The following is a 25,742-nucleotide window of genomic DNA, read 5'->3' as shown; positions in this document are numbered from 1 at the left end:
CCGAAGGTGTTGACCCTCTGACGAAAGGGTTCGTGGTGATGGACGATCAGAGCGCGGTGAGTAGATCCCTGGCCCGCAACCGCCTCGGTTGGCTTCTGCTCGGTGGGCTGATGCTGGCCTCGGCCGCACCGCTCACCGTGGTCGGCGGCGGGGTCACGACCGGGTGGGCGGTGACCGGGCTGCTGGGCATCCCGGCGGCGTACGTGCTCGGTGCAGCGCTGTTGACGTTGTTCGCGGTGGGCTACACCACGATGGCTTCCCGGCTGCCGAACGCGGGCGCGTTCTACACGCTGCAGACCGCCGGGTTGGGCCGGCCTGCCGGGGTCGCCGCGGGCTGGGTGGCGTTGGCGTCGTACTGCGCGATGCAGATCGGCCTCTACGGCGGGCTGGGCGTGGTCGGCTCCGATGCGATGGCTCAGGTACTTGGCGTGCAGGTCCCGTGGTACGCGGTGGCGGCGGCCGGCTGGGCGGTGATCGCGATCTGCGGCGTGTTGAAGGTCGACTTCAACGGCCTGGTCCTGCTCGTGCTGCTGGTGGTCGAGATCGCTGTGGTGCTGGTCTTCGACGTCGTCCAGCTGGCGCATCCGCATGCCGGTGCGGTGTCAGCCGCAGCAATGAACCCGTCGACGCTGACCTCCGGCGGGGCGAGTGGACTGGTCGCCGTCGTCATTGCCCTGACCGGCTTCGTCGGTTTCGAGGACGCCCCCAACTACGCCGAAGAAGCCAAGGCAGGCGCCACGACCAAGGCGGTGTTCGTATCGCTGGCGATCACCGCCGTGCTCTACAGCGTGTCGTCGTTCGCGATGACGGTGGCGGCCGGGCCGGGCAACGTGATCGCCGGCAGCACAACCTACGGCACCGAGTTCCTGTTCCATCTGGCCGGCCCGTACGTGCCGCACATCCTGATCGATGTGGGGCGTCTGCTGTTCGTCACGAGCCTGTTCGCCGCCGGACTGGCCTTCCACGGAACGTTCAACCGGTACGCGTTCGCGATGGGCCGTGACCGTGTGCTGCCCGCTCGCCTGTCTCGCACCTGGGGCCGCACCCGCTCACCCGCGTACGCCTCGCTGACCCAGTCGACGATCGCCGCGCTGGTGCTGATCGCCGTCGCTGTCTCGGGTGCGGACCCGCAGGTCGTGTTGTTCTTCGACGGCACCGTGTGGGCCGGGTTCGGGGTTCTGCTCCTACTCACCGCATGCTGTGTTGCGCAACTGCGGTACTTCGCCCGCCACGGCGGCGCCACCATCTGGCAGCGGGTCATCTGCCCGAGCCTGGCGGGGCTGGGCCTGGCCGTGGTGGTCGTCGTGTCGGCAACCTCCTTCGGAACACTGATGGGCGTCCCGGACGACTCGCTGCAGGCGCGGCTGATGCTCGCCGCGTTCGCGGCCATCATCGCCGCCGCCGTGTTCTGGGCACTGGTACGCCGTCGCCTCGCTCCGGACGCCTACGACCTGATCGGCCGCACCGGCGACGACGTCTACCTCGCCGCAACCGGCCGCACCGGCACCGCCGGCCGCACCGGAACACCGGACCCGATCGTGCTCGGCGGTGAAGTATGACCGCCTCCGCGACCATCCGCGCCGCCACCTCCGACGACGCGCGGGACCTGACCCGGCTGCTGACGGATGCGTTCCTGGCCGGGCAGCTCGCCGATCATCTCGTGCCGAGTCTCCCGCACCGGCAACGGATCTACCCGGCCTACTGGTCGATCATCGTCGCGCACGCACTGGACCCCGACACCAGCGCACTGGTCGAGGTCACCGACGACGGCCACGCCGCAGCGATCTGGTACCCAACACTGGCCGGGCAGCTCCCCGACCTCGCCCCAGTCGACTACGACACCCGGCTCGCCGCCGCGACCGGCCCCTACCTGGAGCGCTTCGTCGAGCTCGACCACGTGATGCATCAGGCGTTGCCGATCCTCCACACCGACTGGGCCTACCTCGGATTCCTCGCCACCCACCCCACCGCACAAAGCGAAGGCCGTGGCGCTGCACTGCTCGAATCGCATCACCAGCGGCTCGACGCCACCCGAACACCGGGCTTCCTGATCGCCTCCACCGGCCGATCCCGCCGCCTGTATGCGCGGCACGGCTACCTCGACCACGGCGACCCGATCCGCGCCGGACGCGGCGTCCTGATGTATCCGATGCTCCGGCCCGCCCGGCCGTAGACATGAACGGCCGGACCCACGCTGCAATCGCGGGTCCGGCCCAACCAGGAAGGAGCACGCTTCCCGTGACCGCGACTATCCCACACCACCGAAGCCACCTGCCAGAGACCAACCTGTCGGCAACCCGAGACTGGGCGCCGCTGTCCATGACCATGCGCGGCAGCCGCCGCTACGTGGTCCTGCTACGGCCCGGCGGGTTCTGGGGCGGCCCCGAACAGCCATCCTCCATGTTCGACTGCCTCGCCCAACCCCACCTACACACCCGCCAGCTCAGTCCGGCGCCGGTCGCGACCTTCCCCGACTTCGGAACCGCCTGGACGGCCTGGGAAACCTGGTACGCCACCGGGCAGGCCACCCACCACAAGTGGACGGTCGACTACCTGCCCCTGGCATCCATCCCAGCAGCGCAATGGACCGGCATCCCACCCATCGCGCCCCGCTTCGCCCTGTCCGCCACCGACAAGCAGCGCCTGTGCCGCACGAGGTCCGCGGCGCCGGGCCGTGCATGAAGGCTTACACGCAGGACACGATCCGATGACGCGACGACCCGCGGCGGGGGCTCACGCCCGCCCCGGCGCCTGGGCGGTGACCGGGTGAGTCCGAGGGCGCCGTCGACGGTCCGGACACGGACCCAGGCTGCCGCCGAACTAGCGGCGGCGCGACGTGCGTTGGCCGATGCGCTGGAAGCCCACGCGACCGTGACCCTCGCACAGGCCCAGTTCGTCAGGACCTGCGCACGGCCGGGCGTCCGTCTCGACGAGGAGGTCGGTGCGGCGTTCGCCATCGCGAACACCACCGTGGTGACGGCCGTCGAACGCTACCGGCACGCCTACGACCGGATGCTGGCCGCCGACTGGCCGATCCCCTTCGCCGCACTCGACACCGCCGGGCATCAGCCGCCGCTGCGCATCGACACGATGCCGGGCATGTTCGTCCTCTACCGACACCAGGACGGCAAGGCACAGTCCGGCACCGGGGTCGTTGCGGTGGGCTTCGTGCTGCCGGAACGGCCGAACGGCGACACCTTCACCTGCTGGCGCCCGGCCGCCGCCGAAGCCGCCAGCACGCCGGCAGCGTGGAGCCTGACCCTCTGGGACTCCTTCGACCACGTCCTGGGCGTCCATGGCCACGCCAGCGGCCCTGACGGGCCCGACACCGACCTGGTCTGGCTGATCCAACCCGCCGGACCCGCCTACACCACTACTCCGGAAAGGCTGTGACAGCGATGCCACTCCGACGATTCGAGTATCGCCGCGGAGAGCCCACCGCCCGGACCGCGCTGTCGAGACGAGGCAGACGATGAGCAGAGCACTCGACCATGCTGCCTTCGCTCTCGGGACCGTGGTCGGCGCTGCGGCGGCATCACCCGTCGCCTACGCGTTCGCCGTGGCTCAACGCGCAGCCCGCGACCACGCCGGTGCGAAAGCCGGCGTCAAAGCCGCCTGGGCCGCCCGCGTGCGGTCGGTGAAGAAACTGGCGATCGCCGCGCTGGGCTGCGCCGTCGTGGCCGGCGTGATCGGCATCTACACCGGAACCCACATCACCTAACACCGACAGCCGTTCCCGAACCGCGATCCCTGCGCCAGCACCGCCGCAGCATCTCGCCGACGCTGGACATCGGCGTCTCATCATCGATCCCGTACGGTCCTGTATCCGGCCCCGGCACCCGGCGTGCTTGATGGGCACCGCCTGTCTCGTCCCGTGACCACCCGGATGCGTTGCGCGCCAAGCGCAAGCACTCGATCTGAACCGCAGAGGACACCTGCTCGGTACGCCCGTCCGGCCGACGCAACGCCGCGACCGTGTTCGACGTACCCAGGTCGATCGCCAGCGCCGCGTCCGTCACGTCCGCAACCTACCAACGAGCCGCACCGTACCCGGTATCTGCCGGCTCCGGCTTCCGAGGCGATGCTTACCGCCAGCGGGCGCCGCGGACACGCTAGCGCCGTCGCCCCGCGATGGGCGTGGTGCCGCCGGGAAGCGGGGCGGTGACGGAGGTCCGACGATGCGGGAGGCGACAGCGGCCGGGCACCATGAGTGCTGATACCCGATCGCCCCGCCGACGCGGGCGGAAGCCTGCGCGCTCATCGCTCCGCGTGAGTCGTGACCGTTCCGCCCAACGGCGCGGTCTCTGGTCCTGCAGTGTGCTGGCTCGGAGTGCTGGCTCGGATCAGGGTTCGGTCGGGGGCGAGTCCGCGTTAGCGGTGGGTTGGTTGAGGTGGTGGGGTTGCAGCTCGGTGCGGTTCTGTAGGCCGAGTTGGCGCAGGATGTTCGCGACGTGGGTTTCGACGGTGCGGACACCGATGCCGAGTTCGGTGGCGATGTCGCGGTCGCTGCGGCGGTGGCCGTCGGCGGTGGGCAGCATGAGGGTGGCGACGTCGCGTTGGCGGCGGGTCAGGGTGTCTGTGGGGGATGGTCTGCGGGAGAGCCGGTCGTCGAGGGCGTACTCGACGGCGTCGGTGTGTCGGCGTCGTCCGTCGGTCAGTGCCCGGTCGAAGGTGGCTGGGTCGAGGATGCCGGCGACGCGGGTCAGGATCCGGTGGTGGAGCGCGGCCATGGGCGCGAGTCCTTCGATGCGGACACCGATCGTGTCGCGGCGTTGTTCGGCGGCGGCGGCGAGCCAGGCTGCCCGTTTGGCTTGGCGTTTGTTGGGGTTGGCCGGGTCGAGGCTGTCTGCGCTGATCGCGGCGGACATCAGCAGCGCCCAGGTCAGTCCCCACTGGTCGCCGATACTCGCCATCAGAGCGAGGGCACGCCGGCACCGGTCGTTGGCATCGTCGTAGTGTCCGCCGACGAGTGCCGCGTACGCGCCGTCCCAGTCGGCCCACGCTTCGGTCCACGGAGCGCCGCCCGCGTGCGCGTCGTCGAGGAACGCCGCCGCGGCGTCCTCCGCGTCGGGGGAACCGTTGGCGCTGACCGACATCGACCAGATCATGGTGACCATGAGACGGTCACCGCGCAGCATCGGGTCGCCGCCGAATGCATTGCGGGCAGCGGTGAGAAGCTCCACGGCGCGCGGATCGGGATCCGGCACGCCGAGCGCGAGTACGGCTCCTTCGGCGAACAGCAGCGGTGGGGAGGGAGACAGCTGCCACTGCTTGTGCAGGTGGTGGCAGTCGGCGATCAGCGCACGTGCCCGGCCCGGGTATCCCTGTGTGAGGGTGATCCAGGCATCGGCGGCCATGACTGCGCCGAGTTGCAGCGCCTCGTCGGCGGTGGTGACGGTGTCGAGTCCGCCGGCGTCGAGCACGCGGTCGGTCAGGCTCCGCGCGTCGCCGAGCCACCCGTGCAGGAACGGCGCCCTGGTGCGGGTGATGTTGGTGACCATGTCGCGCGCTGTAGTCAGGTCCGCGTCGGTGATGGCGTAGTCGATCGCGGTCCTGATGTGGTCGAGCTTTTCGTTGACGTCGCGCAGGATGGCGATCTCGTCAGGTGCGGCGTAGGTGGCTGCGGCGTGGGCGAGCAGGGCGCGGTAGTGGCTGCAGTAAGCGGCGCGTGCGGTCACGTCGTGGCCGGAGGCGAGGAGTTGCTCGGCGCCGTAGGCGCGTGCGGTGGCCAGAAGGCCGAGCCGCGGGGTGCCGGTGTGGTCGAGGTCGGCGGCGAGGATCCGCTTGTCGCGCAGGCCCGCGACGGCCCGGGCGATGGCGAGCCGATCGACTTGGCTGGCCGCGCACACCTCGACAATCGTCGACTGATCAGTCGCTTTCGGGAACAGGCTGATCCACTGCCACAGGATTCTCTCTTCGTCACTGCACAGCCGCCAGGACCAGTCGTAGATGCGGCGCAAAGTGCTGTGGCGGCCGTCGCTGCTGGGATCGATGTCGACGACCACCCACGGGTTGTCCGTGACGGAGTCGGTCAGTTCGTCCAGCGGCAGGGTGGCCGCCCACCGGCTGATGATCTCCACCGCCAGTGGCAGTCCATCGACAGCATTCACCAGCATCGCGATCTGGCGGCGGTCCAGCCCGTTCGATGCGGTGGACTCCTGCCCAGGTTGACGAGCGTCTGGGACCAGGTGCTGCGTGGCGCCTCCGGCGTGGGCGTAGGCGAGGAACGCGGCCACCGCATCGTCCGTGCTCAACGGAGCCAGATCGAGGACGTGTTCACCAGCCTCGGGCAGGTGCAGAGGCTGGCGACTAGTGGCAAGGACCCGCAGCGTTGGCACGGCGGCGAGCAGCGCGGTGACCGCCTCGCGCACCGGTGCGAGGAGGTGCTCGCAGTTGTCCAGCACCAGCAGCGAGGGATGATCGCGCAGGTGTCGCGCGACGACATCAAGCCCCGACTGGTGGGAGTACAGGTGCACGCTGCGGGCGATGGTGGTCCACAGCTGCTCAAGGGCCGTCTGCGGTGGCAGGCCCGCCAGTTCCACCATCCACGCCCCGCCCGGCATCGACTCCGCGACCCGGCTGGCAATCCGTATCGCCAGCCGCGTTTTGCCGACCCCACCGGTGCCGGTCAGCGTGACCAGCCGGCTCCGGGACAGCATGCTGACGGCCCGCTGCTCCTCCTGTGTCCGGCCGATCAGCGGGCCGTAGTCCAGCGGTAGGCCAACCGAACGGCCAATATCAGACACAGAGTTGACTATAAACCACCCTATCGTCACTTTGTGCGATCTCGATATGGTTCAAAGCGGGTAAATCGGGTCGTGGAGGTCGGGGTTCTGTCGGCGGGTACGGACCTGATTCGTCGTTCTCTCCGTACAAGCCCCTCAGCTCTCCGTACTGCGGCGGTACGGAGGCGGTACGGAGAGCCGCCTGTACGGATGCGCCGATCCACGTGCGCCCGGTACAACCGACGCGAGTCTCATATCGGAGCACCGTGGCCATCGAGGCAATGAACAGGGCAAGCGGTGGCCGTGCAATGTCGTCCGAGCTGGGGATGAGGCGAGCACGATGAGCACGAACGTCGACGACCTGACGGGTACCTCGCGGGTTGAGCGGGTCGCTGAGCACAACCGGCGCCAGCAGGAGGCGTTCGCCGGGTCGCGGCTGTGCCGGCTGCTGGCCGACGACACCACCGATCCGGCAACCAAGGCGGCGGTCACGACCTACCTGCAGCCGTGGTCGGATGCGTTCCAACGCATGATCACCGTGCGGGTCGAGCACGAGACGGACCCGTCGCTACGGGCGCTGGCCATCGACCATCGCGACGACGAGACCGGCCACAACAAGCTCCTGGCCGCCAGCCGAGCCCACCACGGTGTCGATGCGCCTGTGGTCTGGGACCCGGTCATCGAGATGGGTGCCGCCTGGATCGTGGACGCCCTCCGGACCCTGCCCGGCGTGCTGCGCGCGGTGCTGGCACACCTGGCCGTGGAGTCCGCCGCACTGACCTTCTTCACCCGCGTCGCAAGCACCTTCCCCGACGACATCTACTTCCAGCACCACAACGACGTCGACGCCGAGCACGTCGAGATGGGCTACCAGGTGCTGCGCGAGCGCACCGACTGGACCGAAGACGAGGTCGTCACCCTTCTCGACCACGCCTGGCAGGTGATGACGATCGTGGCCGACCGGATCGCCGAGCGCGCCGTCGCCGATGCCGCTGGGGGCACGTCTGCCGCGCTCGCGCCAGCACGCCATCGGCGCTGAAGGGATCGGCGGATGGCGTCGCTGTCCGCCCACGTCAGGTCCCAAGCGGCAGCGCTGATGACCGTGGCCGGCTACGACGACACGACTGCCGTGAACGACATACTCGCCGATCTGCTCGCCACCGGCGCAGCGTGCGATGCGACGACGCCGCCCTGGCCCTCGGACATCTCTGACGACCATTCCCCGGTCGAGTTCTCCGTCGCGCTCGACCACGGCCAGCGCCCCACAGTCCGGATTCTCGGCGAGGCCGTGGCAGACGACCCCGGCTGTGAGGCCAACCTTGCTGCCGCGCAACGACTCCTGCAGCGGTGGTCCCGCCGCTACAACCTGGACCTGTCGCGCTATGAGAAGATCGCCGACCTGTTCCTCAGCACACCCCCGGTCAGCCCCTTCGCGCTCTGGTTCTCCCTGGTGTTCCGACACCAGCACCCGCCACAGATCAAGGTCTACCTCAACCCGCAGTGCCGCGACGCCCACCACAGTTGGCACCTGGTCGCCGAGGCGATGCAACGACTCGGCCTCGGCGCCGCCCACCGAACCCTGGCCTCTGCCGCGCGCCGCCCGGGAGCCGGATTCAGCTTCGTCGCACTCGACCTGCACCACGGCGCCCGGTCCCGGATCAAGATCTACCTCTCGCACACCCCCACCGCCACCGCCGAAGACGCCGTCGCCGCAGCCGTAGCGGTGCCGGGCATCGACCTCGACGAGGTGGCGCAGTTCTGCCGCCTCGCCGCCGGCGACAGCATCGGCCACGGCGCCCGCCCACTCGTGTCGGGCTTCACCTTCGTCCAGAGCGACACCGACCAGCCCAGCGGATACAGCCTGTACGTGCCGATCCGCTGCCACGTCACCGACGACGCACAGGCCCGCGACCGGGCCCTCACCCTGGCCCACCGCTACGGGCACGACGCCGGCCTGATTGACCGCGCCATCGCCGGCGTGGCCCGCCGCGACCTGGCAGACGGGGTCGGACTGATCCCGCACGTGTCGCTGCGGCTCGGCGCGCATCCCCCAGGACTGACGGTGTATCTGTCCTCGGAGGCGTACCACGCCACAGCACCGCGTCCGGGCTTCACCACGGCCTGACCAGCCCCGGACCTCGATCGGCCGGCCGAGCGGGTGAGGTGTCATCCGAACGTGCGACACCTCGTCGCCGACGCCCGCCCTCGTCACAGCCGGTGATATCCCGCCAGCTTCGGTCACGCTGCGTCGATGCAGTACGGAGTTTGGGGCGGAGTGTACGGAGGTTACGCGCGACTCGCGACACCGGTACGGACCCGATCGATACCGGAACCCTCGCGGCACGGTACGGAGACCGGGCACTGTCCGTACCTCTACGGATGTGCTCACGGTCATCGTCGGTGACGCTCAGCAGGCAGGCATCAGCCGTTCGGACACACCTTCGCGGCCCGCACGGACACGCCGACCGGCACCGCGGAAAGGGGAAACCTCGATGACCACCACAGCCCGGCCACTCCGTTTGGTCCCCGACGATCACCCCCAGCGGGGACCAGGGCGGCGCCTGCCCACCCCCGGCGATCTGACCCGCGCCCTGCCGCTCGACCCTCGCCAGGCCCGCACCGTGCGCGCCGGCCGGCTGCAGACCATCGAGGCCCTCACCGGGGCTGACGACCGGCTGCTGGTGGTCGTCGGACCGTGCTCGCTGCACGACCCGGCCGCCGCGCTGGAGTACGCCCACCGGCTCGCCGCCCTGGCCGACCAGCTGTCCGGCGACCTGCTGGTGGTGATGCGGGCGTTCGTCGACAAGCCGCGGACGGCGTTGGGGTGGGCGGGAATGGTGCGTGATCCCGGCCTGACCGGCACGGCGGATGTGGCCAGCGGGCTGCTGCTGGCGCGTTCGACGCTGCGATCGCTGCTGTCGGCGGGGATGCCGGTCGCGGTCGAGTGGTGCGATCCGCTGATCGCCGCCTACCTGCAGGACCTCGTCTCCGACGCCACGATCGGCGCCCGCACCGTGGAGACCCCGATCCTGCGGCAACTCGCCGCCACGCTGCCCATGCCGATCGGCATGAAGAACAGGCTGGACGGGGCGATCCTGCCCGCGGTCAACGCCATCGCCTGCGCGACGGCCACCCAGTCCACCCTCGGTGTCGACGCTGCGGGGGATCTGGTGCAGGTGATGACCTCCGGCAACACTTACACCCACCTGATCCTGCGCGGCGGCGAACGCGGCCCCAACTACGACCATGACCATGTCGTAGCTGCCGCGGATCTGCTGCGCGCTAGGGGATTGCCCGACACGGTCGTGGTCGACGCCGCGCACGGCAACTCCGGCAAGGACCACCATGAGCAGAACCGCGTCATCGCCCAGATCGCCGACGAACTCCGCGACCCGACCTACCATGTTCGCGGCGTGATGATCGAATCGCACCTACTGTCCGGCCGCCAGAACCTCGACCCGCAACACCCGCACCAGCTGACCTACGGGCAGTCGATCACCGACGCGTGCATCGGCTGGGACGACACCCGCAAGGCACTCACCAGCCTCGCGTTCGCAGCCAGCGTCCGACGCCACCGCATCCGTACCCGCCGCACCCCGCCCCGCCCCGTGCACTCCGCACCGCGTGCCACGAGCACCGAAGGGTCGTCGACATGCGTGTCCTAAGTGTTGCGGCTCGTCTTCCCGGCGCCCCCGTGCTGCTGCCGCTGGCCGCAGGAGCAGTCGTCGGCACATGGCGACCCGCGGGCGGCGGGATGGGTCCGTTCACCGGGGCGGTCACCGGCGGCGCCTACGCCTACATCACCATCCTGCTGATCTGTGTCGGCGCCCAGATCACCCCCGCCAGCCTGCGACCGGTCGCCGGCCGCGTCGGGATCATCCTCACCGGCGCCACCGTCGTCACCGGCGCCGCCGTGCTCGCCTACGGCGTGGCCGCCGGGCCGGACGGCATCGCGCACGTGTCTCCGCTCGCGGTCGCCGCGGTCGCGGTATCGACCTCACCGGCCATGTGGCTGGCCATCGCCCGCCGCCACGGCACTGCACCGGACGGCTGGGCCGGATCGGTCGCCTCCACCCTCAACTCCGCCCCCGTCGTGCCGATCCTGCTGCTGCTGGCAATCAGCCACCACACCGGCACCGTCGCCTGGCGGTCTGTGCTCGATGCGACGCTCCCGCTCGCCATCGGTGCAGCCGCCGGCCACCTGGCCCCCGGATGCCGGACCATGCTGCGGGCACCGATACCGGTACTGGTCGTACTCGTCGCGTTCAGCCTCGGCTGCCGCCTCGACCTACACTTCATCGCCCGGCAGACGCCAACCGGCCTCGTGCTCGGTGTGGTTGCCGGCCTGGTCTCGGGCGGTCTGGTGGTTACCGGCTGGCGGCTGTTCCTGCATCAGCCGGGCACGGTCGGCTGGGCGGCCACCGCCTGCACCATCACCGCACCCCTGCTCCCCGCGATCGCCGCCACCACCGACCCCACCTGGACCCCCTACGTCCCCGCCGCCACCGCCCAAGCCGGCGTCGCCCTGATCGTCACCACCCTCGCCGCACCGGCCCTCACCGCCTTCTCCGCCCGCCACCACGCGAGGAGGCAACACCACCTTGACCCTGGCGGCGCGGGGTCAGCGGCTCAGCCGGTGACTGAGCGGGCTCGACTCGCCACGCTCACCGCGGTAGACCAATCCCCGTAAACACCGACACACCCACCCACTCGTTGACCCACCACCGACCACCCGCGGGCAAGGAGATCACGATGGCCCACCAGCACCCCCACCGCACCGGGGCCGGCCGATACCCGAACCTGGCCGCCCTCGGCCACGTCGTCCTCGCCGCGGGGATGCTGTGCACAGGTCTGACCGCCTGCAGCAGCCCCGACCGTGGGCATGCTGCCGACCCGACACCGTCTGCCAGTCGGCCCTCGCCCACGCAGTCGGTGACTGCACGAGCGAAGGCGGAGCGGGAAGCGCTCGTTGCCTACCGCGGCATGTGGAACGCGTTCGTGCACGCGAGCAGGACGTCGGATGTCCGCGATCCCTTGATCGCCCGGTACACGGCGGGTAAGGCGCGCAAGACCATCACCGACTCGCTGGCGCGGGATAAGGCAGCGATGCAGGTGAGTAAGGGCAATGTCGTCCTGAAGCCCACCGTGACCGGTGCCAAGCCGGCCATGACGCCTGCCGAGGTGGACGTTCAGGACTGCGCTGATGCCTCCCACTGGCTCGTGTACCACGCGGAGGGTGGATTGATCGACGATGAGCCCGGTGGAAAGCACCTCGTCGTCGCGGTCGTCGAGAACGTGCCTGGGCTGGGCTGGCGCGTCACGGACTTTGCAGCCCATGAGGTGGGGTCATGCACCTGACACGACGGACACTCATCGGTGCGGCTCTGGCTGCGGTCGTCGCCATAGTGGCCGCAGGTCCGGTCGCTGCCCACGACCGCATCGGTGGCGTTGACTGCGATCGCCACCCAGCAGCGTGTCGGGTCTCGGCGGGTACTGCTGGCAAGTCGGGGTCAAGGGGCAGACAAGGGCCACGGCAGCAGGCGTCGGGTCACGGCGCCACCCCGCGGGCGTGTCGCAACCCATCAGGACGAGTGATCCCTTGCGATGACCCGAGCTTGGGTTCGGTGGGTGGCGATGGCTGCTACTACAAGCCGACGAAGCGTCCGGCGGGCAGGAAGCAGCCGAAGGGCCGGGGTGGCTGGTACGAGCGGGTGTGCACGAACTCCGGCAACGGCTGGAACACGCAGTTCGGTGGCCCGCAATGGATCCCGGGCAATCCGCCGAAGAAGATTGAACTGTCGCCGCAGGAGTTGGCGGCGATCGCGGTGGAGCAGCTGGCGATTCCGGCGCCGCGGGTGGTGATGAATCCGCGGGCGGTGACGTTGGTGGGTGTGCCGGTGTGGTGGTGGGTCACGGCGTGGGCGCCGGTGTCAAAGACGGCGTCGGCGGGTGGGGTGCGTGTGACGGCGACGGCGTCGCCGGTGCGGGTGGTGTGGTCGTCGAGCGACGGCGCCCAGATCACCTGTACCGGACCGGGAACACCGTGGCGCGCCGGCACCGATCCAACCGCCGCGAGTCCGGACTGCGGGCACACGTTCACCCGCTCGTCGGCAACCCAGCCGGGCCGGCGGTTCACGGTGACCGCGACGATGGTGTGGCAGGTGCGTTGGCGCGGCGCCGGACACTCGGGAACCGTCAACGATCTGTCCACATCGGACAGTACGCGGATACGAGTTCTGGAATCTCAAGCGATCAACACCTCGTGACGTAGCTCCATTGTGGACAGGCTGGTTGGCCTGTCTGGTCTGAGAAGCCGATAACGAGTCAAAGGAGTGGGGCGATGGCTACCACGGCGGTACCTGCTACCCAAAAACAGCTCAACGACGCGTCGCCCGCCGGCCCGGCGATGCAGCGAGCGAGTGCGCCGCGGCGGTGGCTGCGCCGCCACGGTCTGCGGCTGGCAGGTGCGGTGTTGGCGATCGGCGCCGGTGCCGGGATCGCGGCCGGTGTCGCGGCAGCGACCAACCCGCGCACCGATGTGGTGGTCGTGTCTCGCCCGATCGTCAGCGGCCGGACGGTGTCCGCGGCGGACCTACGGTCGGCGAAGGTTGCGGTGGATGACTCGGTGCCGACGGTGTCGTGGGATCAGCGCGACACCGTGATCGGTCAACGGGCGTCGGTGCCGCTGGCAGCGGGCGCGGTGTTCGCCGAGTGGATGGTCGGGCCGCAGCGCTGGCCAGGCCCGGGTCAGGCGGTGGCGGCGGTGACGCTCAAGCCTGGCCAGTTCCCGCCGTCCATCGCGGCCGGCTCCCCGGTCGACGTGCTATTCGTGCCGGGTCCGAACACCGGCAGCGGCGCCCGTGACTCGGGCACCGCACCGGACGTGGCCGGAGTGGTCCTGTCGCTGCGATCGTCGGGTGCGGGCGACGGGTCCACGGTCGTGGAGCTGGTGGTCCCGCTGGCCGGGGCACAGGCGATCGCCTCCGCACCCGCGGTGACGCTACTCGCCACGCACTGACAGCGGCCTCGATCAACCGCACGGGGGGTGCGATGAACATCGTGGTGTGCCGGGCGAAGACCGGCGGATGGACAACAACGACCGCGGTCGCGGTGGCGGCCTGTTGGCCGGACCCACGCTGGACACCGGTCGTCGAGGCTGACCCGTCGGGCGGGTCGCTGGCGGCCCGGTTCCGGCTGCCGGCAGGGCCCGGACTGGTCGAGTTGGCCGCCTCGGCCGGATCCGGTACCGCCGACGCGGCGGTGTTGCGGTCGTGTGTGCGGCGGGTGCCCGGCTGCGGGGTGGACGTGGTGGCGGCGCCGGTGTCGCCTCGGCAGGCGAGCGCGGCGGTGACAGCGGTGGCCGCCGCGCCGCAGCGGGTCGACGCCGCAGCTGGGCTCGCGCTGTTGGATGTGGGGCACCTGGCGCCCGGTTCGGTGGCGTGGCCGTTGGCTGCGGCTGCGGCCGGGGTGCTGGTGTGTGCTCCGCCGACACTGGACGGGCTGGCGGCCGGGATCGGGTTGCTGGACGAGCTGCGGGACGCGGCTGGGGTGTCACGGCGCTGGCTGGTCGTGTGCGGGGAGGGGCCGTATCGGCTGCGGGATGTGCAGCAGACCGTCGACCCGGTCCCGGTGATCGGACACGTCCCGTTCGAGCTGCGTGCGGTGCGGGTGCTGGCCACCGGCGCGGGCCTTCCCCCACGAAGCGCTCTGACACGCGGCGTCCGTCAGATAGCCGAGCATCTGGCCCGGGAACTGCCCATGCCCTCGGCGCGCCCCGACGCCCAGACCACGACGACATCGGTACTCGCCCGGTCCGCGGTGTCGTCGGGCGGGTCGCGGCCCGCCGCGCCGGCCTATCTGGAGATGTATGACCCGCCCGACGAGGGGGCGTTGTCGAGCAACGGACACGGCCACCGACAGGGAGGTCGGGCATGAACACCCCGAGCACTCCGAACATCCACCGTGGCCGTGTCAACGGCGCGGCGATCGCGGCGACTCCGGCCCTGGCCGCGGTCCTGGATCCGGATCTGGTCGCGCGAGTACACGCCGAGGCCACAGCCCTGCTGACCGACCAACTCCGGACAGGCGAGGCGACAGGACCCGCCGAGCACGACACCGCGGTCCGGCAGGCGATCGAGGCGGCGGTGGACGCGCAGTCCGGTCGCCAGCTGGCCGCCGGCAGCCGCCCTCTGGACCAGGACACGCGGGGTCGGCTGGTCGAGGCGGTGCGGGCGCGGTTGACCGGGCTGGGGCCGATGCATGCGTTGTTGGCGGATGAACGGATCGAGTCGATCAACGTCAACGGCTGCGACAACGTGCACGTCCGCTACGCCGACGGGACCAGCGCCCAGGTCGCGCCCGTGGCGGCATCCGATCAGGAGTTGGTGGATTGGGTGCGGCAGACGGTCGCCTCGGCGGGCGGGGAGGAACGGCGTTTCGACCGCGGCTCGCCGACGGTCAGCGCGCAGTTGCCGGACGGCTCACGGCTGTTCGCCGTGATGGCACTGAGCAGGCGGGTGTGCGTGAGCCTGCGCCGGTTCCGTCTCGCCCGGACCTCGCTGGCGTCGCTGCAGGAGTTGGGGACGGTGGATGCGGGGTTGCGGGCGTTCCTGGCCGCGGCGGTCCGGGCTCGCCGCAACATTCTGATCTCCGGGGGCACTGCGCTGGGCAAGACGACCCTGCTGCGGGCGTTGGCCGCCGAGATCCCGGACGCTGAGCGGCTGATCACTGTCGAGGACGCTCTGGAGCTTGGCTTGGACCGGACTCGGGCGGATGTGGTGGCGTTGCAGGCGCGGGAGCCCAACATCGAGGGCCAGGGAGAAGTACCCGCGGCGGCGTTGGTGCGGGCGGCGCTGCGGATGTCGCCGGACCGGGTGATCGTCGGTGAGGTCCGCGGCGACGAGGTCATCCCGATGCTGAACGCGATGTCGCAGGGCTGTGACGGGTCGATGGGCACCGTGCACGCCTCCACCTCCGCCGGCGCGCTGCTCAAGCTCGCCGCGTACGCGGCGCAGGGCCAGGAGCGGTTGCCGTTGGACGCCTCCGCGCTGCTGATCGGAGTCGCCGTGCACCTGGTGGTGCATCTGGAGTTCGCGCCGGATCGGGCCACCCGGGTCGTGTCCTCGATCCGGGAAGTGGTCGGCGCCGACGGGCAGCAGGTGATCAGCAACGAGGTCTACCGCCCCGGCCCCGACCGGCGCGCCCGGCCGGCCGGCGGCGCACTGTCGAACGACCTGCGAGACCGGTTGACCGCCGCAGGGTTCGATCCGGCCGCGTTGGATGCCCCCGACGGGTGGTGGACGTGATGAACACTCCTGCTGTCGCGGGTCTGGCGGGTGGGCTGATTGCTGCTGGCGTGGTGCTGGTTCTGCCGATCTGGCAGGCCCAACCCGACTCCGGTGCCGACGTCAGGCGCAGTCGCGTGATGGGCTGGTGGGGGCGCATTCGGCAGGACCGCCGTGCCCGGTGGCGGATCGCGGGTGCGTTCGTCACAGGTGCGCTGGCGTGGGTGGTGACCGGGTGGCCGGCCGCGGCGTTGCTGGCCGGGGCGGGGGTGTGGTGGCTGCCGCGCCTGCTGGGGCCGGACCGGGCTGGTGTGGCGGCGCGGGAGCGCACGGAGGCAGTCGCGACGTGGGTGGAGTCGCTGCGCGACACCCTGTCGGCCGCCGCCGGCCTGCGGCAGGCGATCCAAGCCACCGCGCCTGCCGCACCCGACCCGATCGCGACTCCGGTGACCACTCTCGCTATCCGGCTGCGGGACGGGCGGCGTATGTCGGAGGCGCTGCGCGCGTTCGCGGCCGAGGTCAACGACCCGGTGGCCGATCTGGCCGCAGCGGCGTTGATCCACGCCGCCGACAACGAAGCACGCCACCTCAGCCAGGTCCTGTCCGGGCTGGCCGACACCGCACGGGCCCGCGCCGCGGCCGGACTACGGGTCGCGACCAGCCGGGCGCATGCGCACACCACGGTACGGATCATCACCGCCACGGTGCTGGCCGCCACGGTCGGGCTGATCCTGACCGACCGGCCGTTCCTCGCCCCGTACCACAGCGCCGCCGGACAGGTCGTGCTGCTGGTTGTCGGCGGTGTCTATGGCCTGGGTTTGTGGTGGCTGAACAGACTCGCCACCCCCGACCCGTCTCCGCGGGTGCTGGCGCCCGCAGTCGCCGAATCGGAGGCCGTGTCATGACTGCCGTCGCGGGTGTGGGAATGGTGGCCGGTGGGCTGATCGGCGCCGGCGTCGCGATGGCAGCCCTGACGCTGCGGCCCGCCCCGCGGTCACTGGCCGACGACCTCGCAGCCCTCACCCAACCCGCCGCCGCGCCGGGCCGGCCGCTGGCAGCGGCCGGATCCCGGTGGGTGGTGCGACTCGGCACACCGGCCGTGTCGCTGCTGACCCGGCTGGGCCTACCGCGCCCGGTCGTGCGCCGCGACCTGGCGCTGCTGAATGCCGACGTAGCCGCGCACCTCGCCGAACAGGCCACCCTCACGATCGCTGGACTGGTGCTGGCGCCGCTACTCGCCACCCTGGCCGGGCTGGGCGTGACCGTCAGCGTCATCGCCGCTGTCGCCGGCGCAGCGGGCGGGTTCCTTTTGGTTGACCGGCAGGCCCGGCAACGGGCTGGTTCCCGCCGGCGGGAGCTGCGCAGCACCCTGTCGGCGTATCTGGACCTGGTGGTGTTGGCCGCGGATGGAGGGGCGGGTGTTGATCAGGCGCTCACCGACTCCGCGGACGTGTGTCGCGGCTGGGCCGCCGGCCAGATCCGCGCCGCGCTCAACACTGCCCGGCTGACCCGTACGAGCCCGTGGAGCGCGCTGCACGAGCTGGGGCAGCGGGTCGGGGTGCCGGAACTGGTGGAGCTGGCCGCCACGACGGCGCTGGCGGGCACGGAAGGTGCGCGGGTTCGGACGTCGCTGTCGGCCCGCGCCGCAGCACTCCGCACTCGGCAGCTTGCCGACGCCGAGCAGGTGGCCAACCGGGCCACCGAACGCATGACCCTGCCGATGTTCCTGCTCGCCGCGGGATTCGTGCTGCTGATCGCGTTTCCCGCCTTGGCCGGCATCGCCGGTATCGGCACCGGGCTGCCCTGATCGCGACCGACATCGACATCGAGTAGGGACACCATCGGCAGTTGCCATCAACCAACGGGGGTTCTCATGGCACAGCATCGAGCACACCGCGCCTCGACTCGCATCGCGATCGGCATGTGGGCGGCGCTGACGGCCGCTCTGGCCGCCCGGATCGCTCGGCTGCGTGCTCATCCGGACCAAGGGGCGGAGACCGCCGAGATCGTCGTCGGCATCGCCCTCGCGGCTGGCGTGGCGATCGCGGTGTGGAAGTTCCTCGGCCCGGAGCTACACCGGATCGCCTCCGCCGCCCTGTCGGCCCTCTGACCGGGGGAGGTGAGTGCCGTGGTCGTGAGATTGATCCGACGCTGCCACCGGGGCCAGCTGGGCGGCGATCGCGGGTCGTCGACGGTGGAGACGGTGATCTGGATGCCGGTGCTGCTGCTCGGGATCGTGCTGATCGCCCAGGTGTCGGTGTGGCTGCTGGCGCAGCACACCGCGCAGGCCGCCGCGAGCGCGGCGCTGGACTCCGCACGTGTGGACGGCGGCAGCGCCGCCTCCGGCCGCGCGGCCGGCCAGCAGTTGCTGCAGGGCGGCGGGCTGGGCCGGATCCGCGACCCCCGGTTGGAGGTGCAGCGCGGCACCGACACGGTCACCGTGACCGTCGAGGGGCGCGTCCCGACGCTGCTGCCGCTACTGGACCTGCACATCGCGCGCCGGGCCACAGCCCCGGTCGAGCGATACACGCCGGACGGTGCGCGATGAAAACGAAGACTCTTCGGGCGAGGCTGCGCGGCGACAGTGGTGCGACCACGATCGAGGCCATCTACGCCGTGGTCATCCTCTTGGTGCTGCTCGGCATCGTCGTCGCGTTTGGCCGCGCCACCGGAGCATCCACCATGCTGACCAGCGCCGCACACGAGGCGGCGCGCGCGGCGAGCCTGGCCCGCAGCCCCGGTTCGGCCCGGGCCGACGCGCAGCGCAGCGCCACCGCATCGGTGCGGCAGGGCCACGCGGCCTGCCCTCGGCTGCACACCGCGGTGGACACCAGCCGGTTTCTGCCCGGCGGTCAGGTCACCGTCATTCTCACCTGCCACATCCGGCTGGCGGATCTGCCGGCCGCCCGAGCGCTTCCCGGAACGATCACCGCCTCATCCACGAGCCCGGTCGACAGATTTCGCGGAGTCTCCCCATGACCGGCCGTCCAATCCGCGGCAGGCGTTGGCGCCGCCTGCGTGATGACTCCGGTCAGGCGACGGTGTTCGTCCTGGCCCTACTGCCGCTGCTGCTCGTCTTCGGCGGGCTGGTGTTCGACGGCGGCGCTTACCTGACCGCCCACACCCGCGCGGTCGACCTCGCGCAGTCCGCCGCCCGCACCGGAGCCCAGCAACTCGACCTGACCGCCCTACGCGCCCACGACACCACCCGAGCTCCGATCGACCCGGCCGCGGCCCGCGCCGCCGCGCTGCGGGTCATCCGCAGCAACGGGCTGTCGGGCACGGCGACCGCGACCCCCACGCGGGTGCGGGTGCAGGTGACCGGCACCGGCCACACCCGCCTGCTCGGCGTCATCGGCATCGACACCTTCACCGTGCGCGCGGCCGGCGCCGCGACCGCCCAACAACAACCCTGACGTCCTCATCTACGCAGCCTGACCGCGGAGGTGGATTGCGATGAGCTTCGACCCCTACCGGCACGCCCGGCAGACCCAGCCGTGGCTCTACCAGCCGGCACCCACGATGGGTGAGCGGGTCCGCAACGCGCTGGCCGACATCGGCGCGCTGCTGCTGCTCGGCGCGTTCCTGGTCGGGATCCCGGTCCTCATGCTGCACCTGGCCAGCTGGCCGCCGGTGACGATCCCGCACCACATCGACACGGTCGAAGTCCGGTACTACTTCACCTCCGGCGCCTGGAACGACCCGCACTTCTTCCTGGAGATCTCCGCGGTGGTCTGCTGGATCGCCTGGGCGATCCTCGTTCTGGACACCCTGTGGACCATCGGCGCCGTCATCGTCGGCGCCGTCCGCCGGATCCCGCTGGAGGTCACCGACAGCCCCACCCGCGCCGCCACCCGCATCCTGCTGGCATTCCTGATCGGCACCATCCTCGCGATCACCACCCGCCTCGGCGGCGCGGCGAAAGCCTCCGCCGGGCCGCCCAGCCCCGCCCCGGCGGCCGTCGCGTTGGCGAACCCGCATGATCTGCTCGACGACACCGGCCCGCTCACCCTGCGGCCAGTGCAGTACACGGCCAGCGCGCCAGTGCACACTGACCCCACCGGTGCCCGCCACAGCCAAGCCGCTGAACGGGAGTATGTCGTGCGCCAAGGCGACACGCTGTGGGGCATCGCCGAGCGCATGACTGGCGACCCGCTGAACTGGCGGCAGATCTGGCAGGCCAACCGCGGCACCATTCAACCCGGCGGCGGCATGCTCACCGACGCGAACCGGCTGATGCCGGGCTGGCGGCTGCAGCTGCCCGTCGCCCAGACCAGCACACCGCCGCAGCACACCCAGCCGGAGCCGCATCGGCGGGACCACAGGACCGGCCCCGCGCACCGCTCGACACCGCCGGAAGGGGGCGGCTCGACGGCCACTCCACACGCCGGGCACGGCCAGCGCGGTACGCAGCGCCGGGATGAGCCGGTGTTTCTCCCGGGTGGTGGCACGATCACGATAGGGCTGGCGGGCCTGCTGGTCGCTGCGGTGACCACGGCGGCGGTGCTGCGCTGGCGGCGCAGCTACCGGCCCCGGCCGTGGCGCGCCGAACCCGGTGAACTGTCCCGGGACCTTGCCGATGCCCGATCGGCGTCGCCGGAGGGGCCGGTCGTGCCGGAGATTGTCGGCGAGCTCCGCGAGCAGCTGCTCGACCAGCCCTCCACCAGCCCACCCGGTCCGGACAGCGGCGAGACGGGTGCAGGCTGGCGGGACCGGCCGCTGCTGGTCCTGGCCGGCCCCGGCGCACCGGATGCGACACGGGGGGAGTTGGTGCGGCGCTTGGTCGAGCATGCCGGCAGTACCCATGTGGTGGCGGTCGCCGACCATCTCCGTCACCTGCTGCAGACCGGAGCGGACGAGACGGTGCCGGAGGCACGGAATCTGACCGTGGTGGACGGTGTCGCCGAGGCGTTGACGGTGCTCGATGTCGACCTGATGCGCCGGGCCGAGCACGACGACGACGATCACGCTGGCGGGCTTCCGGCGGTCGGGGCACGCAGTGTGCTGTTCTGCGACCGGATCCCGGCCGAGCACTGGCAGCGGTGCGTGGCGCTGCTCGCCCAGCCCGGCATGTTCACGGTGACCGGCCTGCACGGCGCGACCACCGCCGGCGCGATCGACATCGATGTCGACGGGACGGTCGACGACACCGACGACTGCGCGGAGTTGGTGAGCGCCGAGGACGCCCGCACGATCCTCGCCGCGCTGTCGATGGCCCCCGACCAGCCCATGGACAGCCCACCCGACGAATCCGCCGATGCCAGCGCCTCGACCCGTCCGGAGCGCGTGGCCCGGCCGCGCCTCCACGTGGTCCCACCCGGCCCCGCACCCACGAGCCCGGAACAGCCCGATCGCGAGAACCCGAAACCGGCACACGGGCCGGCGTCACCGACCACCCGGCCCGACAGCGACACCCACACCGGCCTCGCCGCCGAGGCGATCACAGGCACCGACACCGACGTCGGCCCCGGCCCCGGCCCCGACACCGACGTCGACACCAGCCCCGGCCCCGGCATCGACACCGGCACCGATCCAGCTGCGGCCAGGGACCCAGGAGCATCGCGGCAGCCGGCCCCCGACCTGTCGACACCGGATGCTGCGAGCTCGGCGCCCGGCCCGGCCACACCGGTGCAGCCTCCGGTCGACCTGCCGGCCGTTGGGGCCGCGGACAGCCCGGACACGCCGGGGAGCGAGGGGCAGCAGGATGATGTGCTGAGCTTGGCGATTCCGCCGCGGGCGGGTCACGCCCGGGTGCGGCTGCTGGGTGTCCCGGCGGTCGTCGGCCAGGACGGCCGGGTGGTCGCGGTGGAGCGGGCCCGGGCGTTGACGATCGTGGCGTGGTTGGCGACGCGTCGCCGGACCGGTTCCACCTCCGATGAGATTCGGGCCCACACGATGGGCGCTGACCAACACCGCGGCGGCGGTGATCAGAAACGCGCCACCGACCTGGCCAGCCTGCGCAAGGCGCTGGCGACCTCGGCCGCGGTCACCGACAGCGTCGCAGGCGCCTGGGTGGTGCTGAACCGGGCCAGCGGCCGGTATCGGATCGACACCGCCTGTGTCGATGTGGACCTGTGGCACCTGCAGGACGAGTTGGACGCCGCGGCGGGCTGCGCCGATCCGGGGGAACGGGCCCGGCAGTGGGAGACGGCGTTGGCCGGGTTCGACGGGCAGGTACTCACCGGCATGGACGAGCTGTGGGCACAGGAACAGCGCGAGGCGGTGTTGACCGCCGCGCTCGATGCGGCGATGAGCGTGGCCGATCACTACGCGCAGACCGATCCGCAGCGGGCGCTGCGGATGCTGGCTGATGCGATCGGCTGGGCGCCGTTCACCGAGGCCCTGTACCAGCGGCGGATGCGTATCCACGCCGCGCTCGGCGACGCCGACGCCGTCCGCGCCGCCGAACGGGCCCTGACCCGCCAGCTCGCCTCGCTGAACACCCAGCCGAGTCGCGAGACCCGCCACCTGGTCGAGCATCTGCTGCATCCCGATCGGGCGCCGCAACCGGCCACCCGCCCCTGACCCGACGATGGCCGGCGGGGCGCCCGGGGCGGCCGGGGGATCACGCCGCACGGGGCAGCGGCCCCGTCGACGCGGCGTGGCGGTGCGGGCCGACAAGCCGCGCGGACCGACGGCCGTGCTGGGGATCAGCCGGGCGCATCGAGAGTCTGCGGCCGGACTGCGCCGGTGACGGCCAGACCGGGTCGTGTCCTGCCGCGGTCGGGGACAACGGGAACGCTCGACGCCGCAGCCGTCGGATCCTGCCTGCTCGTGTCGCCGGTCCCGGGCCGCTCGGCGGTGCAGGCGGCTGCCCGAACCACCCGCACCATTCCGACACCCCGCTCGTGCGTGGCACCCCGATCGGCTGTGGCGCCGACAGAACCGGCCGCCGCACGCTCGGCATCGGCGTGTGACGCGCGGTCGTCGAGTGGCGCGACGGCGACGGCGGCCGACCCGCTGCTGCCGCTGGTGGTGTAGGTGTTTGGCGGGGTGCGCGTCGTGGCGCGGGTCCGGTTGCCTGGGCCAGGCGCAGAGCGCGCATCGCCAGGGCAGCTGGCCGACACGAGTAGCAGGGTGCGCCGGTGCACTGCAGATTCCCGCAGCGGCCGGTGCGGTCGCGCTGGTGCGCGGCCAACACCCCCGCCGCCAGATTGGCTAACAGCCGGTCGCTGACCTCCGGCGGCGGCGACGGCGGCCTGCGCACCGTGCCTGGGCTCATCGTGGCATCCATGCGCGGGCGCGGGCGGGGCATCGGCGCGGTCAGCGTTGTGGTCATGGCATGCCCTTCCGGTGTGACGACAGCGATCGGGGCCGCACCGCGTCCCTCCCGGGCGTGTGCGGGGGCTCGATGCTCGCGCCGATCCCCAGCCCGGGTCCAGCTCGGGCCCGAGGGATGGGCCCGAGACGCCCGAGGATCGGGACCAGCGCGGTACGCCACTGGCTCGGCGCCGGCGACCGCGGCGTATTCGGGCACGAGAAAAGGACTCGTCGCGCGCAGTCGAGGATCGATGACACTTCGATCGGGGGCACCGACGCCGCGGGCGGCGGCGGCCGGTTGCCGGTCGCGCTGGGGTGGGTCTGCTGGAACCCAGCAGACCCACCCCAGGCCAATCCGGCTACCGGGGCACGCTCAGACGCTTGCCGGTGAGGCCTTCTCGTCGAGTGGCAGGCTCACCGGTCCGGGCAACTCGGCGGTGTAGGCAAGCACACGCGGAAGGGGCTGAGGGTCGAGGACCATCAGCCACCCGCCGACGGTGTCGAGGAACCTGTCGACGGTGAGGGTGAACGGGCCGCTGTCCTCCCGCATCCGGACCCCGACGCCGCACACGGGGATGTCCTCGGGCCGTGGCGGGTCGAGCTGTGTCGGAGTGTCGGGATCGAGGTAGAGCCATCCCGGTCCGGTGAACAGAACCTCCAGCATGCGGTCGAGGTCTCGGCTGAACGTGTGGGCCCAGATCTGGCGTAGGGCCGGCACGACCGCGCCCGGGACCCCGTCGAAGTGCAGACACGTCGCTGTCAGCGCGTTGTGCCCGGCGTGCATGCCCAGCAGGGCGGACGTTCCCATGAGTGTGGTCCTTTCGCAAACAGGGCGCGGCACGTGCCACCGAGGCGGCGGCACGGGCCGCGCAGGGACATGCGGGCGCGGGTCAGACAGCCGAGTCGGTGCCCCATGCCGGGCTCCGGTCGAGCAGCGGCGGAGTGGCGGTGGCGATCAGCAGCGCGATCTGCTCGTCGGTGGGATCCGCGTCGAAGGACTCGTCGTCGGTCAGGCACCGCGGACCGTCGTACACGTCGACGCTGACCCTGCCGTCGGCCACTGCAGCACGACCACGGTGACCGTCACTCCGGCCACCGCGCGGGTCCGCCACGCGACCTCGCGGGGTTCGCGGCGCGCGACCAGGCCCTCGCCGTGCGGTGCCACATCGAAACCCGCATTCGGGCGACGCATCGGACGGTGTCATGCCGACCCCTGCGCGGCGGCGTCGGCGAGCAGGGTGTCGTAGTCCCGGTCGCTGACCATCAGCAGCCGGTCGTCGATGGCGAGGGTGCCGTTGACCGGTTCCGGGAGCCGCCGCCCGTCGCGCATCAGCTGTCCAATGTGGACAACAGCTTCGGCCCACCGCTGCCAGGTCCGGCCGTCGGCCTTCTGCGCGATACGCCGCAGCGCGTCGTACTGGGACCGGGCGGACTCGTCGAGCTGGTCGTAGAGACCGGTCAGTTGAAGCCACGCGTCGGTGGCCGGTCGCGGGTCGTAGACGCTGAGCTTCACGTGCTGCACGTGGGTGTTGGCGTCGAGGTAGAGCAGGACCTGTTCGCCGTAGGTCCCGGCGTGCGGGGTGTTCCACCGGTGCCCGCGGTTGGGGTTGGTGGTCTGGTAGACGAACCGTTGTCGGCCGCGGTGCGCGCCCTGTGTCGGGGTCTCGACCCAGTACCGGATCTGGCACCGGGCCACGCGGCCGTACGGGTAGTCGTCGACCTTGTGGGCGGTGTCGGGGCTGGTGTGCCCGGCCAGCAGTCGCAGCTGGGGCAGGGAGAAGTCGGTCACGGTCGATGTCCTTTCACTGTGTGCAGCGCGGGCGCCGCGGATGGTGGGATGAAGGCACGTGGTGCAGCGGCAGACGGGGGACCGCGGCACCGCCAGCGGCCGTGCACGGCGACTCAGTCGGCGAGGCCGGCCGCCTGACGCGCCGTGTCGTCGGGCGACGGGGCGGTGCGGCGGCGGGCGGGTGTGCGGATCCACCAGCGGAAGGCCGATCGGCGCGACTCCCACTCCGGCAGGTAGGTCCGCTCCGGGCCGCCCCGGCGGCGCAGGTGACCGATCATGCGTTCGCTGTACTCGGCGGCCCGTGTGTACAGCTCGGTGCGGCCCTCGATCAGCTCGAAGCCGGCGGGCAGCAGCGGGTTGTCCTGCCGCGTGCGGATCAGGTAGCGGACGCCCGGCTCGGCGGCCGACAGCGTCAGCTCGTACCGGTAGCTGAGATCACCCCAGTCGTCCGGGGAGGCGAACCAGCCCGCCTGGGTGATGTCCTCGTCCGGCAGACCGGGATGCCTGATGCCCCACGCCAAGACGTTGGCGACGGTCAGGTCCCGGCCGTGCTGGTCGAGGTGACGCACCATCTCGGCGACCAGCGGTACCTGAAACTGCGGGCTGGCCCAGGCGGCGTAGAGCCGGCGACTGGCGCCGATGTCGTCGCAGATGTGGAGCACCGCGCGGTTCGACATGGGGGTT

26 protein-coding genes are annotated in these 25,742 nt (G+C 71.4%); 21 read left to right on the top strand and 5 right to left on the bottom strand.

Going from position 1 to position 25,742, the window contains the following annotated elements; genetic code table 11:
* The first annotated feature begins 38 nt into the window (after positions 1-38).
* The 5 genes from Aru02nite_RS28720 (at position 39) to Aru02nite_RS28700 (ending at position 3,721) form a co-directional block, all read left to right on the top strand.
* Positions 39-1,559 carry an APC family permease gene (locus Aru02nite_RS28720; RefSeq protein ID WP_308446283.1) on the top strand — a complete coding sequence of 507 codons (1,521 nt, stop codon included), beginning with the start codon at positions 39-41 and terminating at the stop codon, positions 1,557-1,559.
* The gene (locus Aru02nite_RS28715) at positions 1,556-2,173 is read left to right on the top strand and encodes a GNAT family N-acetyltransferase (protein WP_203662919.1); all 618 of its coding nucleotides are present in this window, start codon (positions 1,556-1,558) and stop codon (positions 2,171-2,173) included. The genes Aru02nite_RS28720 and Aru02nite_RS28715 overlap by 4 nt, the downstream gene beginning before the upstream one ends.
* 65 nt (positions 2,174-2,238) lie before the next feature.
* Positions 2,239-2,682: a hypothetical protein gene (locus Aru02nite_RS28710; protein ID WP_203662917.1), complete on the top strand. Its 444-nt coding sequence runs from the start codon at positions 2,239-2,241 to the stop codon at positions 2,680-2,682.
* Positions 2,683-2,841: 159 nt separating this feature from the next.
* Complete coding sequence (locus Aru02nite_RS28705; RefSeq protein ID WP_203662916.1) at positions 2,842-3,393, top strand: hypothetical protein; 552 nt, start codon at positions 2,842-2,844, stop codon at positions 3,391-3,393.
* A gap of 79 nt (positions 3,394-3,472) precedes the next feature.
* The gene (locus Aru02nite_RS28700) at positions 3,473-3,721 is read left to right on the top strand and encodes a hypothetical protein (protein WP_203662915.1); all 249 of its coding nucleotides are present in this window, start codon (positions 3,473-3,475) and stop codon (positions 3,719-3,721) included.
* A gap of 622 nt (positions 3,722-4,343) precedes the next feature.
* On the opposite strand, the gene Aru02nite_RS28695 is transcribed toward Aru02nite_RS28700, so the two are convergent.
* Entirely contained in the window at positions 4,344-6,746 is a 2,403-nt protein-coding gene (locus Aru02nite_RS28695; protein ID WP_203662914.1) for an ATP-binding protein, read from the bottom strand.
* A gap of 319 nt (positions 6,747-7,065) precedes the next feature.
* Between Aru02nite_RS28695 and Aru02nite_RS28690 the strand changes: the two genes are divergently transcribed.
* The 16 genes from Aru02nite_RS28690 to Aru02nite_RS28615 all read left to right on the top strand — a co-directional run bounded on the left by Aru02nite_RS28690 (position 7,066) and on the right by Aru02nite_RS28615 (position 22,534).
* The gene (locus tag Aru02nite_RS28690; RefSeq protein ID WP_203662913.1) at positions 7,066-7,764 is read left to right on the top strand and encodes a hypothetical protein; all 699 of its coding nucleotides are present in this window, start codon (positions 7,066-7,068) and stop codon (positions 7,762-7,764) included.
* 12 nt (positions 7,765-7,776) lie between these two features.
* Positions 7,777-8,850, top strand: coding sequence for a tryptophan dimethylallyltransferase family protein (locus tag Aru02nite_RS28685; protein WP_203662912.1), 1,074 nt, complete (start codon positions 7,777-7,779; stop codon positions 8,848-8,850).
* 367 nt (positions 8,851-9,217) lie between these two features.
* Complete coding sequence (locus Aru02nite_RS28680) at positions 9,218-10,390, top strand: 3-deoxy-7-phosphoheptulonate synthase (protein WP_373325003.1); 1,173 nt, start codon at positions 9,218-9,220, stop codon at positions 10,388-10,390.
* A complete protein-coding gene (locus Aru02nite_RS28675) occupies positions 10,378-11,415 on the top strand; it encodes a 2-keto-3-deoxygluconate permease (RefSeq protein ID WP_275408736.1) in 1,038 nt (345 codons plus the stop codon). Before Aru02nite_RS28680 ends, Aru02nite_RS28675 begins: the two co-directional genes overlap by 13 nt.
* Before the next feature lie 62 nt (positions 11,416-11,477).
* Positions 11,478-12,083 carry a hypothetical protein gene (locus Aru02nite_RS28670; protein ID WP_203662906.1) on the top strand — a complete coding sequence of 202 codons (606 nt, stop codon included), beginning with the start codon at positions 11,478-11,480 and terminating at the stop codon, positions 12,081-12,083.
* Between the two features lie 266 nt (positions 12,084-12,349).
* Positions 12,350-12,991, top strand: a complete 642-nt coding sequence (locus Aru02nite_RS28665; RefSeq protein WP_203662904.1) for a hypothetical protein — start codon at positions 12,350-12,352, stop codon at positions 12,989-12,991.
* A gap of 74 nt (positions 12,992-13,065) precedes the next feature.
* Positions 13,066-13,743, top strand: coding sequence for an SAF domain-containing protein (locus tag Aru02nite_RS28660; RefSeq protein ID WP_203662902.1), 678 nt, complete (start codon positions 13,066-13,068; stop codon positions 13,741-13,743).
* A gap of 290 nt (positions 13,744-14,033) precedes the next feature.
* Positions 14,034-14,660, top strand: coding sequence for a hypothetical protein (locus tag Aru02nite_RS28655; protein WP_203662900.1), 627 nt, complete (start codon positions 14,034-14,036; stop codon positions 14,658-14,660).
* Positions 14,657-16,030 (top strand): TadA family conjugal transfer-associated ATPase, encoded by a 1,374-nt coding sequence (locus Aru02nite_RS28650; RefSeq protein ID WP_203662898.1) that lies wholly within the window; start codon positions 14,657-14,659, stop codon positions 16,028-16,030. Before Aru02nite_RS28655 ends, Aru02nite_RS28650 begins: the two co-directional genes overlap by 4 nt.
* Positions 16,018-16,914, top strand: a complete 897-nt coding sequence (locus tag Aru02nite_RS28645; protein WP_239077015.1) for a type II secretion system F family protein — start codon at positions 16,018-16,020, stop codon at positions 16,912-16,914. The genes Aru02nite_RS28650 and Aru02nite_RS28645 overlap by 13 nt, the downstream gene beginning before the upstream one ends.
* A gap of 194 nt (positions 16,915-17,108) precedes the next feature.
* Positions 17,109-17,816: a type II secretion system F family protein gene (locus tag Aru02nite_RS28640; RefSeq protein ID WP_239077014.1), complete on the top strand. Its 708-nt coding sequence runs from the start codon at positions 17,109-17,111 to the stop codon at positions 17,814-17,816.
* A 66-nt stretch (positions 17,817-17,882) separates the two neighbouring features.
* A complete protein-coding gene (locus Aru02nite_RS28635; RefSeq protein WP_203662897.1) occupies positions 17,883-18,119 on the top strand; it encodes a hypothetical protein in 237 nt (78 codons plus the stop codon).
* Positions 18,120-18,137: 18 nt separating this feature from the next.
* Positions 18,138-18,557 carry a TadE/TadG family type IV pilus assembly protein gene (locus tag Aru02nite_RS28630; protein WP_203662895.1) on the top strand — a complete coding sequence of 140 codons (420 nt, stop codon included), beginning with the start codon at positions 18,138-18,140 and terminating at the stop codon, positions 18,555-18,557.
* A complete protein-coding gene (locus Aru02nite_RS28625; RefSeq protein WP_203662893.1) occupies positions 18,554-18,988 on the top strand; it encodes a TadE/TadG family type IV pilus assembly protein in 435 nt (144 codons plus the stop codon). Before Aru02nite_RS28630 ends, Aru02nite_RS28625 begins: the two co-directional genes overlap by 4 nt.
* Positions 18,985-19,425 (top strand): pilus assembly protein TadG-related protein, encoded by a 441-nt coding sequence (locus tag Aru02nite_RS28620; RefSeq protein WP_203662891.1) that lies wholly within the window; start codon positions 18,985-18,987, stop codon positions 19,423-19,425. The genes Aru02nite_RS28625 and Aru02nite_RS28620 overlap by 4 nt, the downstream gene beginning before the upstream one ends.
* 313 nt (positions 19,426-19,738) lie before the next feature.
* Positions 19,739-22,534 carry an AfsR/SARP family transcriptional regulator gene (locus Aru02nite_RS28615; protein ID WP_203662889.1) on the top strand — a complete coding sequence of 932 codons (2,796 nt, stop codon included), beginning with the start codon at positions 19,739-19,741 and terminating at the stop codon, positions 22,532-22,534.
* Positions 22,535-23,642: 1,108 nt separating this feature from the next.
* Here Aru02nite_RS28615 and Aru02nite_RS28610 read toward each other — a convergent pair.
* The 4 genes from Aru02nite_RS28610 to Aru02nite_RS28595 form a co-directional block, all read right to left on the bottom strand.
* Positions 23,643-24,077, bottom strand: a complete 435-nt coding sequence (locus Aru02nite_RS28610) for a hypothetical protein (protein WP_203662887.1) — start codon at positions 24,075-24,077, stop codon at positions 23,643-23,645.
* Positions 24,078-24,159: 82 nt separating this feature from the next.
* Positions 24,160-24,330: a hypothetical protein gene (locus Aru02nite_RS28605; protein WP_203662885.1), complete on the bottom strand. Its 171-nt coding sequence runs from the start codon at positions 24,328-24,330 to the stop codon at positions 24,160-24,162.
* A 140-nt stretch (positions 24,331-24,470) separates the two neighbouring features.
* Complete coding sequence (locus Aru02nite_RS28600) at positions 24,471-25,058, bottom strand: hypothetical protein (RefSeq protein WP_203662883.1); 588 nt, start codon at positions 25,056-25,058, stop codon at positions 24,471-24,473.
* Between the two features lie 113 nt (positions 25,059-25,171).
* On the bottom strand, positions 25,172-25,742 hold a 571-nt coding region (locus Aru02nite_RS28595), incomplete at its 5' end, for a hypothetical protein (protein ID WP_203662881.1).

Source organism: Actinocatenispora rupis (assembly GCF_016861975.1).
Lineage (GTDB): Bacteria > Actinomycetota > Actinomycetes > Mycobacteriales > Micromonosporaceae > Actinocatenispora > Actinocatenispora rupis.
This window is presented reverse-complemented; position numbering and strand designations above follow the sequence as displayed.